13 protein-coding genes are annotated in these 15,595 nt (G+C 38.6%); 3 read left to right on the plus strand and 10 right to left on the minus strand.

The window, feature by feature from the left end; translation table 11 throughout:
- Nucleotides 1-24: 24 nt before the first annotated feature.
- Nucleotides 25-2,289: a TonB-dependent receptor plug domain-containing protein gene (locus tag AOB46_RS02485; RefSeq protein WP_062696448.1), complete on the minus strand. Its 2,265-nt coding sequence runs from the start codon at nucleotides 2,287-2,289 to the stop codon at nucleotides 25-27.
- Nucleotides 2,290-2,300: 11 nt separating this feature from the next.
- Nucleotides 2,301-2,819: an RNA polymerase sigma factor gene (locus AOB46_RS02490; protein WP_062696449.1), complete on the minus strand. Its 519-nt coding sequence runs from the start codon at nucleotides 2,817-2,819 to the stop codon at nucleotides 2,301-2,303.
- Between the two features lie 288 nt (nucleotides 2,820-3,107).
- Here AOB46_RS02490 and AOB46_RS02495 point away from each other — a divergent pair, with 288 nt between their 5' ends.
- Nucleotides 3,108-4,310: an aminopeptidase C gene (locus AOB46_RS02495; RefSeq protein WP_062696450.1), complete on the plus strand. Its 1,203-nt coding sequence runs from the start codon at nucleotides 3,108-3,110 to the stop codon at nucleotides 4,308-4,310.
- A 381-nt stretch (nucleotides 4,311-4,691) separates the two neighbouring features.
- Here the strand turns inward: AOB46_RS02495 and AOB46_RS02500 are convergent, their stop codons facing one another.
- The gene (locus AOB46_RS02500; protein WP_062696451.1) at nucleotides 4,692-5,753 is read right to left on the minus strand and encodes an NADH:flavin oxidoreductase; all 1,062 of its coding nucleotides are present in this window, start codon (nucleotides 5,751-5,753) and stop codon (nucleotides 4,692-4,694) included.
- A gap of 180 nt (nucleotides 5,754-5,933) precedes the next feature.
- Here AOB46_RS02500 and AOB46_RS02505 point away from each other — a divergent pair, with 180 nt between their 5' ends.
- A complete protein-coding gene (locus AOB46_RS02505; RefSeq protein ID WP_062696452.1) occupies nucleotides 5,934-6,320 on the plus strand; it encodes a winged helix-turn-helix transcriptional regulator in 387 nt (128 codons plus the stop codon).
- A 69-nt stretch (nucleotides 6,321-6,389) separates the two neighbouring features.
- On the opposite strand, the gene AOB46_RS02510 is transcribed toward AOB46_RS02505, so the two are convergent.
- Both AOB46_RS02510 and AOB46_RS02515 read right to left on the minus strand, forming a co-directional pair.
- On the minus strand, nucleotides 6,390-7,127 hold the full coding sequence (locus tag AOB46_RS02510) for a methyltransferase domain-containing protein (protein WP_062696453.1): 738 nt from the start codon (nucleotides 7,125-7,127) through the stop codon (nucleotides 6,390-6,392).
- 133 nt (nucleotides 7,128-7,260) lie between these two features.
- Nucleotides 7,261-9,693: a transketolase C-terminal domain-containing protein gene (locus tag AOB46_RS02515; protein WP_062696454.1), complete on the minus strand. Its 2,433-nt coding sequence runs from the start codon at nucleotides 9,691-9,693 to the stop codon at nucleotides 7,261-7,263.
- A 137-nt stretch (nucleotides 9,694-9,830) separates the two neighbouring features.
- Here AOB46_RS02515 and AOB46_RS02520 point away from each other — a divergent pair, with 137 nt between their 5' ends.
- The gene (locus AOB46_RS02520) at nucleotides 9,831-10,124 is read left to right on the plus strand and encodes a hypothetical protein (protein ID WP_062696455.1); all 294 of its coding nucleotides are present in this window, start codon (nucleotides 9,831-9,833) and stop codon (nucleotides 10,122-10,124) included.
- Between the two features lies 1 nt (nucleotide 10,125).
- Here AOB46_RS02520 and AOB46_RS02525 read toward each other — a convergent pair whose 3' ends face one another.
- The 5 genes from AOB46_RS02525 to queA form a co-directional block, all read right to left on the minus strand.
- Nucleotides 10,126-11,103, minus strand: coding sequence for a polyprenyl synthetase family protein (locus tag AOB46_RS02525; RefSeq protein ID WP_062696456.1), 978 nt, complete (start codon nucleotides 11,101-11,103; stop codon nucleotides 10,126-10,128).
- 73 nt (nucleotides 11,104-11,176) lie between these two features.
- The gene (locus tag AOB46_RS02530) at nucleotides 11,177-12,055 is read right to left on the minus strand and encodes a hypothetical protein (RefSeq protein ID WP_062696457.1); all 879 of its coding nucleotides are present in this window, start codon (nucleotides 12,053-12,055) and stop codon (nucleotides 11,177-11,179) included.
- A 140-nt stretch (nucleotides 12,056-12,195) separates the two neighbouring features.
- Nucleotides 12,196-13,131: a sterol desaturase family protein gene (locus AOB46_RS02535; RefSeq protein ID WP_410470260.1), complete on the minus strand. Its 936-nt coding sequence runs from the start codon at nucleotides 13,129-13,131 to the stop codon at nucleotides 12,196-12,198.
- A gap of 77 nt (nucleotides 13,132-13,208) precedes the next feature.
- Complete coding sequence (rlmN, locus tag AOB46_RS02540) at nucleotides 13,209-14,243, minus strand: 23S rRNA (adenine(2503)-C(2))-methyltransferase RlmN (RefSeq protein ID WP_062696459.1); 1,035 nt, start codon at nucleotides 14,241-14,243, stop codon at nucleotides 13,209-13,211.
- A gap of 186 nt (nucleotides 14,244-14,429) precedes the next feature.
- On the minus strand, nucleotides 14,430-15,479 hold the full coding sequence (queA, locus tag AOB46_RS02545) for a tRNA preQ1(34) S-adenosylmethionine ribosyltransferase-isomerase QueA (RefSeq protein ID WP_062696460.1): 1,050 nt from the start codon (nucleotides 15,477-15,479) through the stop codon (nucleotides 14,430-14,432).
- Between the last annotated feature and the right edge of the window lie 116 nt (nucleotides 15,480-15,595).

A 15,595-nucleotide genomic window follows, 5' to 3' on the forward strand; every position in this document is an offset into this window, starting at 1 on the left:
TCCGAAGAAATTTCTTTTTTTTCATTAATTTTTAATCACTTTAAATGTTTCCCAGCGGTCATTGAACCTCAACCTTATCAGATAAATGCTCTGAGGATACGCTGTAATGTCAATTGTATTTTTACCTCCTTCCAGTTTCTCTTTTCTCATGATGATCTTTCCTGCCAAGTCATAAACAAACAGTTCATCTATCATATTTTTGGATCTGATATTGATGATCCCTTTGGTAGGATTCGGGAAGATGGTGACTTTAGAATCTTCCTGGTTATCTGCTTCTGTTTCCAGCTTTTTATTCAGGTTCTGGTTGGTAATTCCGTCCTGGCACTCCGGAAGGGTTGCTCTCTGAAGAATCAGTCTTAGCAGCAGGGCGTTCAGTTTTTCCACTTCATAGGAATCAATCGTTGGTTTTATGTGATGATTTCCTATTCCGCTGTCATTGGTAAGGAAAGTATACGTTCCGTTGGTCATCAGGGCAAAAGTTCTCATCAGGTACTCAGTCTGTTTGTCGGTATCACTTGCGGCAAGAGGAATGATGGTAATTCCTTTTTGGGCTGCAGTCTTTATTTTTTCATAAAGAACGGCAATATTCTCATCAGACTGATGCGGGGGGGCATCCAGGATCAGAAACATTATTTTCGTTGAATTTCCGGTGCTCCATTTTAATTCATCTACAGCAACCTGCAATGCTTCTACTACGGCTTCCGGTGTATCTCCGCCACCCGCTGCTTTCTGTTTCTTTATAAAACCGATCAAATCTTCCGCATTCTCAGAAAAATCGAATTTCCGGGTTACATATTCATCACCTTTATCTCTGTAAAAAACAGAACCATAACGTACATCTGTATTCTTAAGATTTCCTTCCACTTTTCTCAATACGTCAAGAAGCTCAGACTGAAGATAGGAAATTTCATCCCCCATCGATCCGGTAGCATCTACTACAAAAGCAATATCTAAATTTCTTTTGATCATGCAGGTTTTATCCAATACAATAAGATTCTGACCGTTCTTAAATTCCCTTATATTGGTACTGATGGTATGCCCTGAACCGTCGGCCAGAGAATATTTTCCTGAAAATTCGCCTCCTCCGGTCATTGGATTAATCCATAGCTCCGCGTTTCCTAAGTTATCAGAAACCGCTTCCCAGATTACATCTTTTCTCTCATTCAAAAGCTTTACTTTTTCCCCGATCACGGGTTTTTTATTTTTGTTCACCAGCTGTACGGACACTCTTCTGTCCGGGAAGAATTTCCAGCTATTTTTATATTGGGCAAGTGTAGGAACAGCAATATCTTTCCAGTACTCCCATTTGGAAAAATCATTGACTTCTCCTGCTGTCAGCTGTCCTGCTTTCGGAAGTGCCTTTTCAGGTTCAGGATTTTCTTCTTTAGTCGGCAGTTCTTTAATTTTCTTAAGTTCAGCTTCAGAAAGGCTTTTTACGGTTGTAATGACCACTACTCCCCCACTGGCTTTGCTTCCATATAAAGAAGTTGCGTCAAATCCTTTCAGAACTTTTAATTCTTTAATATTTTTGGTATCCAGAACATTCAATACCCCCTCTTTTGCCTCTATTACTTTACCGTCTATAATGTAGAGTGGAGATTTTGCAGCTCCAAGGCTACTGGCTCCTCTTATCCTTATTGCTCCCCTTTTATCAGCGCCTGGCAATACAGATACCCCGGCTACCCTTCCACTTAAAGCTGGGGAGGCACTTACATACGATGAGGCGATTAAAGCACCTGATGAAGTCACTGAAGCAGCCTTTTTCATTCCGTATCCTATTACAACCACGTCCTCCAGAGCTGATTCTCTTGATGTTGTATCACTCCCTTTACGGGAGCTTATATATTCTTCATACACTTTAGGAGGTTCCGGCAGATGTAATGAAACGGGAGGAATAACCGGACCGGGAATGGCTTTGGGCTCATAGGCTAAGACAGGGGCCGGAATATCTTTTTTGCTGTCTTTCTTAATATTTGCCCTTACAGTGCTGTCTATCTTCAGAATATCAGTTTTGGCTGGCTTTTCTTTTATACTTTTTGCCACCACAGGCTCCGGAGGAAGAACTGTATCTTTTTTATTCAGAAAATAAAAGGCTCCAAGGCCCAAGATCAGGCTGGCGGCAATTCCATAAGGCAGCCATGCCGGGATGATTTTCTTTTTGTTTTCTTTTTTATCCAGTTTTTCTTCAACTTCTGCCCAAACTTTTTCAAAACCAGGAAATCCGGCAGGTTCTTCTGAAAACTTTGAAGCATCATTGAATCTTTTATCTATATCGTGATTATTTTCCATTGTTGTAAAGTTTAAATGTTTTGACTTACCAAAAGTTCCTGTAGTTTTTTCCTGGCAAAATTGAGCTGAGACTTGGAAGTTCCTTCGCTTATGGAAAGCATGGATGCAATTTCTTTATGCGGATAACCTTCAATTGCGAAAAGGTTGAATATCGCTCTGCACCCTTCGGGAAGGAAGTTTAACAGGCTGAGGATATCTTTTTCAAAGGAAATATTTTCTGCCGGTACACCGGATGTTTCTATAAAGCCGTCTTCTAAAGAAATAAATTGTGTCTTCCCTGCTCTTAATTTCTGAAGGCATTCATTCACTGCTATTTTTCTGGCCCATGCTTCAAAAGTATCCAGATTCTGGAGCTGGGTGATCTTCGTGAATATTTTGTAGAAGGTATCTGCCAATACTTCTTCAATATCTTCATCATTTTTCAGGTAGCGTCTGCAGACTGAATACAGCCGGCCCGCCATGGTTTCGTAAACTTTCCGCTGTGCACTGCGGCTGTTACGCTGACATTCTATTAGTAATTCTCGTTCCATAGTCTGGCTTTATACTTATATAGATGCATTAACTTCCGGATAGGTTGGAAACATATCAACTTTTTTTATAAAATAAAGGAAACCGTTAATCAATAAAGAAAGAAGGTATAAAAGTCTGACAGGCAAAGAAAACCGATTCTTCTGTGCTCTTATCAGCTATAAAAAAATTTTATTTTGTTTTATATTTCTTCACTTTTATGAAAAATTTACTGTTTCAAATTTAACATTTCCCTTTGTAACAAATCTTTACTATGAACGACTATTTATATAAATAATCTTTTTATAGTAATGAAAAATAACAAATTTGTGTCATTACTTTTTGTTTTGTCTGCAGGAAGTATGATGTTTGCCCAAGATGATTTAATTAACAAACTAAAAAACAATCACTCTCAAAATGCTAATTTCCAGTTCACCACATTAAAAGACGTGGGAGCTACTTCAGTAAAAAACCAGGGTTCTTCCGGAACATGCTGGAGTTATTCGGGAAATTCTTTCCTGGAATCTGAAATGCAGAGAATGGGTAAAAAGCCTGTAGATCTTGCTGAAATTTTCACAGCAAGAAATTCATACCATGATAAAGCTAAATTATATGTACTGAACAGCGGAGCAATCAGCTGGGGTGACGGAGGTGAACTTCACGACGTGATTAATATGTACAAAAAATACGGAGCCGTGCCTCAGGACGTATATACCGGACTAAAAGCGGGACAAACCCTTAATAACTTTAAGGAAATGCAGGGAAAACTGAAACCTGTTCTTGACAGCCTTGTGCAGGCAGGTTCAAAAGGAAAGCTTACGGATAACTGGATGGATTCTGTAGATGCTATTCTGGATGAACACCTTGGGAAGGTACCTGCTAACTTTACCTATGAGGGAAAAAATTACACTCCAAAAACTTTTGCAAAAGAGGTTGTAGGCATCAACCCCGAAGATTATGTAGAAATTTCTTCTTATAAAGATTATCCATACTACCAGAAGTTTGTCGTTCCGATTCCTGATAACTGGAGCCACGATTCTGACTGGAATGTTCCGATGAAAGACCTTACAGCAATTATTGACAATGCTGTAAATAAAGGATATTCCGTGGGTTGGGCTACAGATGTGTCCGAGCCTTATTTCTCTTATAAAAACGGAGTAGCTTATGTTCCTGACATGGATTTGGACCAAATTAATGCAGATAATAAGCAATCTTTGTTTACGGAACCTAAAAAAGATAAAACCATTACCGAGGATATGCGTCAGAAAGCTTTAAATAATCTTTCTACAACAGATGACCACGGCATGCATATTGTAGGATTGGCTAAAGACCAGACCGGAAAAGAATATTATATGGTTAAAAACTCATGGGGTGTAACCAATGATTTTGATGGGTATCTTTATGTAACAAGACCTTATGTTGAATATAAGTCTACCGCTATCCTGGTTCACAAGAATGCCATTCCAAAAAACATTCTGAAGCAGTTGAAACCAACCAAAAATATTGGTTTATAAACACAATCACTATTGCCGGTAACGGCAGTTTTAGATATTTAAATCTGTTAGTAGTCCGCTCCATCTCTTTGGAGCGGATTTTTTGATCATTAGACATAAATTTCTTTTTGAAATACCTTTTGAAAAAAACATCTATAAACATTCTGTTATAGAAACCTATACCATTTTAATGATGACTCAACCTACAATACTAAAAAATCAAATCCGGCTTTCAGGAGGTTCTGAAAGCCGGATTTTAAATAAATAGGTGAAAAATTAAATATAAAAATAAAGTGTATCTGAAATTTTTATGCCGGGTAGATTCAATGATCAATTTTTACTCCGTAAAGTAAATCTTTAACGATCTGAATAATTGACTGCAAAGCAAATTCACCATTCACTCTAAAACAGTTTCCCCATACTTTCTGCGGAAAAATCCAGCAATTCTTCCGTATTTCCGGTTTTGATTTTCTGAACCCACTGATAATCCTGAAGAATGGCACGTCCTACTGCTACCAGATCAAACTCTTCTTTCTCAAGTCTGCGTGTCAGTTCTGTAAGATCTGTTTTTTCGGTTCCCTGGCCGGCAAATGCATTAAGAAAATCTCCTTTTAATCCCACAGACCCCACTGTTATTGTTGGCTGCCCGGTAATTTTTTTGGCCCAGCCTGCAAAATTCAGATCAGAGCCTTCAAATTCCGGTTCCCAGAAGCGGCGCTGTGAACAGTGGAAAATATCAACTCCGGCCTCTTTTAACTGTAGAAGCCAATCTTCCATTTCATTGGGAGTTTCGGCAAGCCTGCTTTTATAATCCTGCTGCTTCCATTGGGAAAGGCGCAAAATAATAGTAAAGTCTTCTCCTACGGCAGCTCTGATTGCTTTTACCACTTCTACGGCAAAACGGCTTCTTTCCTTGATTGTTTTCCCACCATATTCATCAGTTCTGGTGTTGGTTACTTCCCAAAAGAACTGATCAATAAGATACCCGTGAGCTCCGTGAATTTCCAGACAGTCGAATCCAAGATCTTTTGCTGATTTAGCAGAAGCGGCAAATTGGGCAATCGTATCCTGAATATCTTCAATAGTCATTGTAGATACCTTTTCCATCGGAACCAGCGGATAATCCTCCGCCATTCTGGTGTCCCCCACGTGCCAGATCTGAGGTCCCATTTTACCTCCATTCTGGTGAACGGCATTGATCACATTTTTCCAGCCTGCCAATGCCTCATTTCCGTAAAAATCCGGAATATTCTGCAGGTTTTTGGAAGCCGGTCTGTTGATAACCGTTCCTTCCGAAAGGATTAATCCTACTTCTGAAGCAGCCCTTCTTGCATAGTATTCTGCTATTTTAAGCGTTGGCACTCCGTTATCAGACTGTGCTCTGGTCATGGGAGCCATAACGATTCTGTTTTTAAGCTCTAAATTTTTATAGCTAAATGGTGTAAACAATGATTCTGTACTCATTTTGTAATATTTTTTGCTAGTGCATTTTTAAATTGTTACACAAAGTAACTAATAATAGTTTGTTTTTGTATCTTTCATTGAAAAAATAGTGGTAACTTCGCAGTAACTTTCAATAGTAACGTTGAAGTAACATATGAAATTCCGATTCTAAATGATAACCAAGAAATAAATATCTTTCCTATGAAAAAGAATGAACTGATGCAATACAGCTGCCCTCTGGGCAAGGCAATGTCTGCTTTGGGAAGCAAATGGAAACCCATTATTGTTCTTGTAATCAAAGACAGGAAGCTTCGTTTCGGGGAGCTGGCTGTACGGATTAATGTGATTTCAAGAAAAGTTCTGACCGACCAGCTTAGAGAGATGGAAGCTGATGGCCTCATCATTCGTGAAGAATTTAAAGAGCTGCCCCCAAGAGTGGAATATTCTCTTACGGAAAAAGGATTGGCTTTGCTTCCTATTTTATATAAACTGGAGGAATGGGAAGCAAAATATCAAAATAAAGAAATACACTCTGAGCATTGCAGTATACTGAATAAGGAATCGGTAAAAGAAACAATCAACTGGTAAAGAAAACTGGTAGAATGCCTTCTCCTGAAAATCAGAAATTTAAGATACCTCTTTAAAAGTTTATTCTTTTCAATTATTTCTTATAACCAGCATATCAGCAAAAGGAGTGATCTTTTTATTCTCTGATATTTCCAGGCCTGCGGAATAGATGGCTTTTTCCCATTGTTTACGGCTTAGAAAATGAAAAGCACCAATATTAAAGAAGATGAAATTGGTTACATCTCTGAACTGTTCCGAAATAATAATGAATCCTCCCTTTTTCACCACTCTTTTGGCTTCTTTAAAGAACAAAACCCGCTTCTCATGATCCAATATTTCATGAACGGCAGTAACAGCAAGAATAATATCCTGAGAGCCATCTTCAAAAGGCAGTTTATCCGGCGATATTCTGATCTCCTTATCATTGGGTGGAAACAGCTTCTTTGAAACGTTTATTCCGCTTTCATGCTCGTGCCTGTTGCCATAAATATCACAGACCGTTAAATGCAGATTCGGGTATTTCTTTTCTAAATGTGTGGATAAAGGATCAAAGCTGGCATGAATCAAAACCGCTTTCTCTGTTTTATTCCAGTCTACAATACCTTTCAAATTATTTAATTCATAAAGATCGGACTTGTCGTAAAGAATATAAGACGCTGCAACAGATGCAATGATATTCAAAAGGATAAGGGCACTTATTATTCTTAAAAATAGAATCCAGTCACGGGAATCCACCTGAAAGGATAAGAGAAAAAGGATGAGGGAAATAACAGCTCCTAAAATGATCTTCCTGTAATTAAATAGGATAACAAGCCTGGTGATTTTCATGGAAACAGTTTTCTATTGAATTCAAATGTAAGAATTTGATAGAGATTAAGCTTAAATATCAGCGGAAAATTAAACCCTGCAATAAAAAAAACCGCTCTCCATTGGAAAGCGGCTGATTATATTTTAATCCTGATTAGAATACTGAAGGGTATTTCTGAGGATTTGCTTCGTGGAACATCGCGTAGATTCTTTCAACCATATCGTCTGATGATGGTTTGCTGAAATAATCTCCGTCACTTGCATAGGCAGGTCTGTGGTCATTTGCAGCGATTGTTAACGGATCAGAATCCAGATATCTGAATGCTTTCTGTTTTTCAAGGATCTGCTGTAGAATGAATGCGGAAGTACCTCCTTCTACATCTTCGTCAATTACTACCAGCCTGTTGGTCTTTTTAACGCTCTCTGCAATTTCGTGGGAAAGATCGAAAGGAATCAGTGACTGAACGTCGATAACTTCAGCTGAAATTCCTAATTTCTCCAATTCTTCTGCGGCTTCCATGACAATTCTCCATGTTGAGCCGTAAGTTACCAAAGTAACATCTTTTCCTTCTTTGGTTATTTCAATCTTACCTACAGGAACAGTGAATTCACCTAAGTTATCAGGCTGCTTTTCTTTTAACCGGTATCCGTTCAGACATTCAACAATTACTGCAGGATCATCACTCTGAAGCATGGTATTATAGAATCCGGCTGCTTTGGTAAGGTTTCTCGGAACCAGTACTAAGATTCCTTTAGAAAGGTTAAGAATTCCCGCCATTGGCGAACCTGAGTGCCATACCCCTTCCAGTCTGTGCCCTCTTGTTCTGATAATTACCGGGGATTTCTGACCTCCTTTTGTTCTGTACTGAACTGTTGCAAGATCATCACTCATTCCCTGAAGGCAGTATAAAATATAGTCCAGATACTGGATCTCTGCGATTGGTCTCAATCCTCTCATTGCCATACCAATTCCCTGTCCAAGGATGGTAGCTTCACGAATTCCGGTATCGGCTACCCGTACATCACCGTATTTTTCCTGCATTCCTTCAAGTCCCTGGTTTACATCACCGATATTTCCGGCATCTTCCCCAAATACTAAGGTTTCAGGATATTTTTCGAATATTTTATCGAAATTATTTCTTACCACTACTCTTCCGTCTACTTCTTCAGAAGCGTCTGAGTAAACCGGCTTGATTTCTTTTACATTTTCAGCTTTCCATTGAGACTGGGAATATAAATGGGAAGAATAGTTATCTTTTTCTATTTCAAATACCTCCTGATACTTCTGCATCAGCTGGTTTCTTTCCGCAGAGTTTGTCCCTCTGGTTGCCATAAGCGTTTTTCTTGCCAGATGGAATATATCTTTTTTAGCCTTGGAAACTAACTTATTGAACTGGGCAATATATCCTTCTATTTCAGCGTTCTGTCCTTTAAGATTTTCTACCAATGGCAGAACAGCCTGAATAAGTTCTGTGATGGCTTTCTGATAATTTTCCCAGGCATTTTTCTGGCCCGCCTTTACAGCCTTTTTAGATTCTTCATCAATAGCATCCAGCTCTTCAGCAGTAGCAATGATTTCTTCTTTTCCATCAATTTCGATGGAATAATTAAGGATCCATTCTCTGAATTTCACCAATCCGTCAAAATCTGCTTCCCAGGCAAGACGCTCTTCATTTTTATATCTTTCGTGAGAACCTGAGGTGGAATGCCCCTGCGGCTGGGTAACTTCTATCACATGCACCACTACCGGAACACTTTCTGTTCTTGCAAAATGTTCTGCTTTGGCATAAGCATCCAATAATGCAGGATAATCCCATGCTTTTACCTGAATAATCTCACATCCCTGATTTTCGCCTTCTTTTCTCTGGAAACCGCTTAACATTTCAGAAATATCGGCCTTTGCTCTCTGGTTTTTAGTCGGTACAGAAATTCCGTACCCGTCATCCCAGATAGAAACAATCATAGGAACCTGAAGGGCACATGCTGCGTTCAAAGTCTCCCAGAAATGGCCTTCTGCTGTTGAAGCATCCCCAATGGTACCAAAAGCAATCTCATTCCCGTCTTTCGAGAATTTTTCAGATCCTTTAAATTTTACACTTTTATACACTTTAGAAGCCTGGGCCAATCCTAATAATCTTGGCATCTGTCCTGCGGTAGGCGAAATATCTGAAGAAATATTTTTCTGAGCCGTAAGATCTTTCCAGCTTCCGTCTTCGTTCAGACTTCTTGTGGCAAAGTGTCCGTTCATCTGTCTTCCTGCTGAGGCAGGTTCTCTTTCTACGCTTGTATCGGCATATAGCTGTGCAAAGAAACTTTCCACTGTTAATGCATCTGCTGCTAATGCAAAAGTCTGGTCTCTGTAATACCCTGAACGGAAGTCCCCGTTTCTGAAAACTTTTGCCATGGCCAGCTGCGGAAGCTCCTTACCGTCTCCAAAAATTCCAAATTTAGCTTTTCCCGTAAGCACTTCTCTTCTTCCGAGATAAGACATTTCGCGGGAAATCCTTCCTAACCTGTAGTCTTCAAGTATCTGATTTTTAAAATCTTGGAAGGAAATTTGCTGTGTTTCAATATAAGTTGTCTGCATAGCTAGATATAAAAGTTTTTATTCTTCAAGTATTCTGCTAATATACACTTTTTAAATTAATTTTAATTTTTAATAATCTTTTTTAAAAATTTGATAATAAAAAAAATTGTGTTTTATTTTGAAAAAAATTGTAACAGATGGAAAAAAAGTCGCCTCATATCCTGAATGCTTCCAGTAATCTTTTAGGCTTTTCGCTGATTATCATTACCTCTCTTAAAATCACAAAGATCAGTCACAACACACATTTAGACGAATTTGCAGGTCTTGCCTGCCTTCTTTTTGCGTGCAGTTGTTTTTTTTCATTTCTGGCCATCAGAACGAAGCATGAAAAGCAGGAAATCAGATTTGAGACTATTGCGGATTATTTATTTTTAATCGCCTTATTTTGTATAGTTTTAGCTGTTATTATTCTCACCATGAAGATTATTTAACCTAAAATTTCCGCTCAATAACATAATCCAGCATGATCTGTAAAGACCTTCTGGGCTCAGATTCCGGAAATTCATTCAGGATGTCTTTTGCCTTCTGCTGAAAATCTTTCATCACCTGAACGGCATAGTCAAGGCCTCCTGAACTTTTAACAAACTCAATCAGTTCTTTTACCCGTTTCGGATTGTTATTGTAACGTTTTATGGTATTGAAATAGTATTTTCTATCTTTTTCAGAAGCTGTTTTCAGGGTATGAATCAAAGGAAGGGTCATTTTCTGCTCCTTGATATCAATACCCACCGGTTTCCCGATAACATTTGAGCTCAGGTAATCAAAAAGGTCGTCTTTGATCTGGAAAGCCATTCCGGTATAGGTTCCGAAATCCTGCATCTTTTTGGCAAGGACTTCATCTGCATTATTAGACAGGACCCCAATCTCACAGCAGGCGGCAATAAGTGTTGCTGTTTTCTGACGGATAATCTCGTAATATACTTCTTCCGTGATATCCAGTTTTCTGGCTTTTTCAAGCTGAAGAAGTTCCCCTTCAGACATTTCGCGGATTGTTCTGGAAATTACACTGAGAAGATCGTAATCCTTATGGTCTGTAGAAAGCAGCACGGATTTGGATAAAAGATAATCTCCAACCAAAACAGCAATTTTATTTTTCCACAGGGCATTGATTGAGAAAAAATTACGGCGTTTGAAGCTTTCATCCACCACATCATCATGCACCAGTGTAGCCGTGTGAATCAACTCAATCATGGAAGCTCCACGATACGTTTTCTCATTAACCTCACCAATCAGCTTGGCACACAGAAATACAAACATCGGACGCATCTGCTTACCTTTGGTAGTAACAATAAAACGGGTTACTTTATCTAATAAAGGCACTTTGCTCTGCATTGATTCATAAAACTTCTGCTCGAAAAGTTTCATTTCCTCATTGATCGGTTGTTTGATTTCTTCTACAATATTGGCCACAATCTGCGAATAATAGGTAAATACTAATTAATGATCACAAAGATAATTTTTTTCAGGCAATTTTAAGATAAAATTAATCTTTGAGTTTGTCTTTCGGGATAAAATAGAGTGCTGGTTCTGCCTTTCCGAACTTTGATTTAAATTTCTCCCCTGAAATGTAAATCCCTCTTTCATCAACAGCAATACCTTCAATCTGCCCTACCGCTAAAGCGCTTCCCAGATAATAATGCCGTGGCTTTTCCTTAAAAAATATCCCTGGCTCTGTTTCGGTAAATATATCCATAAAGACTTCTGTTTTCTTGGTATATCCTACCAGATATAGTTTTTTATCAAAATAAGCAGCATCGGTTACTACAAAGTTGGTTTTATAAGCTTCTGTTTTCAGAGCTTCCTGTTTTCCAGTTACTTCCGGATCAACTATATAGTGAGAAGTCGATTTTGAAGCCCATTCTTTGGTAAAGATATGCAGTTTTCCATTCAGGTAAATCATAGCTTCCGCATCATAATCATTATCAGTGTATTTGGGAATGAATTCTGTCTGATCCGGGTAATAAAAAGAAATTTTGGCAATGGAATCATTCTTGGACTCATGGTTCCCGAAAGGCAGCTTATAAATTTCCAGATCTCTTCTCGTTCCGGCATTATTTCCAAAATCACCAACATAGAAGTTTTTCCCGTCATTCGCCAAAGCTTCCCAGTCCTTATTCTTAGCATTGATTTTAAGGATATTTTTTATACTGCCTGTTGTATCATCCAGCTCAAAAAGCTCAGGATCATTACCGCTGTCATTGAAAGTATATAATTTCCCGTTAAAAATACTCAGCCCCGAAGTTTCTTTGATCTTATCATCTAAATAGCCCAGCCTGTGTTTTCGTATTTTCAAAAATTCAGTTTGCTGGGCCGCTACAGTCTGTAGACTTATTATTGTAATAAGCAGGAGTATTTTTTTCATAAAGCAAAAATAAAGGTTTACGGATAATTGAAAGAATGAACATTATGATTTCTGATCTTTCATTTAATAAAAAACGGGCCTAAGCCCGTCCCATCGATTTTATTGTAGATTTTTATTGATGTAAATAATGTAAAGGGGGATCAGGCAGACTGCTTTTTCTGTTCCTGTTTTTTTGCTTGTCTTGCCAAATACTCTTTTTGATATTGTCTCACCGTCTTCCCTGTTCCGTCATGCCTCCATCCCGGGGAGTTGAAGATATAATTGATCCTGTCTGTAAATTTAAGTCCCGGCTGTCTGAGATCTTTCCATATTTTCCTCCATTCATAAAGAAGAACTGTATCGGGCTTATTGTCCGGCATTTTCGGGTAAATCCCGAATTTTACAGGCACATTGGGATCTTCTTTTTCAAAAGTTCCGAAAATTTTATCCCAGATAATCAGGCACATTCCCATATTTTTATCCAGATATTTAATGTTGCAGGCATGATGAACACGGTGATGGGAAGGGGTTACCAGGATATATTCCAGGAAACCCATACTTTTTACAGTCTGGGTATGCACCCAGGTTCCATACACCTGCCCGATAGCATATGCGACCATAATGTGCCATGGGTTGAAACCTAAAAATGCCAGCGGAGAAAAATATAAATACCTGTAAAGCGGCTGAAGAACAGGACTTCTGAATCCGGTCGTAAGGTTAAAAAACTCTGAATTGTGATGGGTGATATGAACAGCCCAGAATGCTCTGGAACGGTGATCTACATAATGCAGCACATAATAGGCAAAATCTGTTACCACAAAGCAGATCAGCCAATAATACCATGCCGTAAAATCCCAAGAGAAAAGCCTGTGACTGTAAAAGAAAAACATGACTCCCATGGCAAAGGCTTTCATGACCAGGTCCAGTCCGAAATTCATCAGGGCAAGGTAGACATTGGTAGCTACATCTTTCCCGCTGTACAATTTAGCTTCCGAAACATGACTGTAGATCATTTCAGCCAAAATAACAGCAGCATGCAGCGGAATTGCCCATGCATATACACTTTCAAGCCCGTCTTCGCTCATTAAAAAGTCCATCATCACGTATTAACTTTAATACAAAGGTAGGACTTTAAGGAATTTTTAAGAAAATTTTTCGTTTTTTTAAGGAAATTTTAATCGGCTGTTTTATTGGCCAATTGTCCGCAGGCTGCATCAATGTCGCCACCACGACTTTTTCTGATCATAACAGTAATTCCTGCATTTTCTAACTGGCGAACATAATTCTCTTCCGCCTGTTTATTGCACTGATCATATTTTCCGTCCCCGATTGGATTGTATTGGATCAGGTTTACTTTAGAAGGTACCTGCCTGCAATATTTTATAAGGGCTTTAATGTCCTCGTCTCCGTCATTGATCCCTTTCCAGACACAATATTCGAAAGTAATCACAGAACCGGTTTTCTGATACCAGTACTGAAGCGCTTCCATGATGTCCGTTAATGGGAATTTATCAGAGAAAGGCATAATCTCGTTACGCTTTGATTCGATTGCTGAGTGAAGGGATAAAGCCAGCTTCACACGCAGTTCATCATCAGCAAGCATTTTGATCATTTTCGGAATTCCGGATGTAGAAACGGTAATTCTTCTTGGAGACATTCCCAGGCCTTCAGGCTGGGTAATTTTTCTGATCGCTTCCACCACGTTTTTGTAGTTCATCATCGGCTCCCCCATGCCCATAAATACGATATTGGAAAGCGGTCTGTCGAAATACATTTTACTTTGGCTGTCAATCAGGGCAACCTGATCTACAATTTCGGCTACTTCAAGATTTCTCATTCTTTTCAGCCTTGCTGTAGCACAGAATTCGCAGTTTAATGAGCAGCCTACCTGTGAAGACACACAGGCTGTAGTTCTTGTTTCGGTTGGAATAAGAACAGATTCTACCATCAGTCCGTCATGAAGCTTCACTCCGTTTTTAATGGTTCCGTCTGAGCTTCTCTGCAGCAGATCTACAGAAACCGGATTAATGGTATATTCTTCGGAAATTCTTTCACGAAGTGTTTTTGAAAGGTTCGTCATTTCATCAATTGAATGGAGGTTTTTACTCCACAGCCAGTCATAGACCTGTTTCGCGCGAAACGGTTTTTCTCCTAAAGATACGAAGTAGTCTTTAAGCTGGTCTAATGATAATGTACGGATATCTTTCATAATATTAAAAGGGCCAGGTTAAAAGTAAAAAGTTCTTAAAGTTCAGTATTGTTAACTATTGCAGCTAAAATATTTTTAGCCCCTGTTGAAGCAGCTAATTTCCCAAGCTGAAATCGTACTAATTTAGTCAACCGTTTGGTTTTATCCCGATGTATACTTTTTAACCTGGCTCTTTTTACTTATTTTTTATAAAATTAACATTGCGTCACCGTAAGAATAGAATTTATACTTTTCTTTTACGGCTTCTTCATAAGCATGCATTACGAAATCTCTTCCTGCAAATGCTGCAATCATCATGATCAGAGTAGACTTCGGTGTGTGGAAGTTGGTGATCATTGAATTAGCCACTCCGAAATCGTGAGGAGGATAAATGAATTTATTAGTCCAGCCATTGAAAGCAGAGATTTTTTTATTGGAAGAAACAGAGGTTTCCAATGCTCTCATAGTAGTGGTACCTACTGCACATACTCTTCTGTGAGCATCTACGGCTTTATTAATAATTTCAGCATTTTTCTCATCAATGATGATTTCTTCAGACTCCATTTTATGTTTAGAAAGGTCTTCTACTTCAATTGGATTGAAAGTTCCCAATCCTACGTGAAGCGTAACTTCAGCGAAATTGATCCCTTTAATCTCCAGTCTTTTCATCAAATGTTTAGAGAAGTGTAATCCAGCTGTAGGTGCGGCAACAGCTCCTTCTACTTTTGCATAGATGGTCTGATATCTTTCTGCATCTTCAGGCTCTACAGCTCTTTTGATATATTTTGGAAGCGGAGTTTCTCCCAGTTCTTTTAATTTGGTTCTGAATTCGTCATAAGATCCGTCAAATAAGAATCTCAGAGTTCTTCCTCTGGAAGTGGTGTTATCAATTACCTCAGCTACAAGAGATTCATCTTCAGTGAAGAATAATTTGTTCCCAATTCTGATTTTTCTTGCAGGATCTACCAGTACATCCCAAACTCTTGTTTCTTTATCAAGCTCTCTTAAAAGGAAAACTTCAATTTTAGCACCTGTTTTTTCTTTATTTCCATAAAGACGTGCAGGGAAAACTTTGGTATTGTTGAAGATAAATAAATCATCCTCGTCAAAATAATCAACCACATCTTTGAAAAGCTTATGCTCAATGGTTTCCGTTTTTCTGTCAAGAACCATTAATCTGGCTTCGTCTCTGTGTTCTGATGGGTGTTCTGCCAATAATTCCGCAGGAAGATCAAAATTAAAATCTGATGTTTTCATTTTTTAAATTACGGTTTAAAAATTATTGAAATTACAAGGTGTAATTTTCGGAGTGCAAATATACGACATTCAGTACCCCTTTGTCAAGTATTATTTAAATTCAAATATAAAACCGT

This window comes from Chryseobacterium indologenes, assembly GCF_001295265.1.
Taxonomy (GTDB): domain Bacteria; phylum Bacteroidota; class Bacteroidia; order Flavobacteriales; family Weeksellaceae; genus Chryseobacterium; species Chryseobacterium indologenes_A.

Coding starts and splice junctions, on each gene's coding strand:
- AOB46_RS02485 (WP_062696448.1), bottom strand. CDS start 2,289: ATGGAAAATAATCACGATATAGATAAAAGATTCAATGATGCTTCAAAG.
- AOB46_RS02490 (WP_062696449.1), bottom strand. CDS start 2,819: ATGGAACGAGAATTACTAATAGAATGTCAGCGTAACAGCCGCAGTGCA.
- AOB46_RS02495 (WP_062696450.1), top strand. CDS start 3,108: ATGAAAAATAACAAATTTGTGTCATTACTTTTTGTTTTGTCTGCAGGA.
- AOB46_RS02500 (WP_062696451.1), bottom strand. CDS start 5,753: ATGAGTACAGAATCATTGTTTACACCATTTAGCTATAAAAATTTAGAG.
- AOB46_RS02505 (WP_062696452.1), top strand. CDS start 5,934: ATGAAAAAGAATGAACTGATGCAATACAGCTGCCCTCTGGGCAAGGCA.
- AOB46_RS02510 (WP_062696453.1), bottom strand. CDS start 7,127: ATGAAAATCACCAGGCTTGTTATCCTATTTAATTACAGGAAGATCATT.
- AOB46_RS02515 (WP_062696454.1), bottom strand. CDS start 9,693: ATGCAGACAACTTATATTGAAACACAGCAAATTTCCTTCCAAGATTTT.
- AOB46_RS02520 (WP_062696455.1), top strand. CDS start 9,831: ATGGAAAAAAAGTCGCCTCATATCCTGAATGCTTCCAGTAATCTTTTA.
- AOB46_RS02530 (WP_062696457.1), bottom strand. CDS start 12,055: ATGAAAAAAATACTCCTGCTTATTACAATAATAAGTCTACAGACTGTA.
- AOB46_RS02535 (WP_410470260.1), bottom strand. CDS start 13,131: ATGGACTTTTTAATGAGCGAAGACGGGCTTGAAAGTGTATATGCATGG.
- rlmN (WP_062696459.1), bottom strand. CDS start 14,243: ATGAAAGATATCCGTACATTATCATTAGACCAGCTTAAAGACTACTTC.
- queA (WP_062696460.1), bottom strand. CDS start 15,479: ATGAAAACATCAGATTTTAATTTTGATCTTCCTGCGGAATTATTGGCA.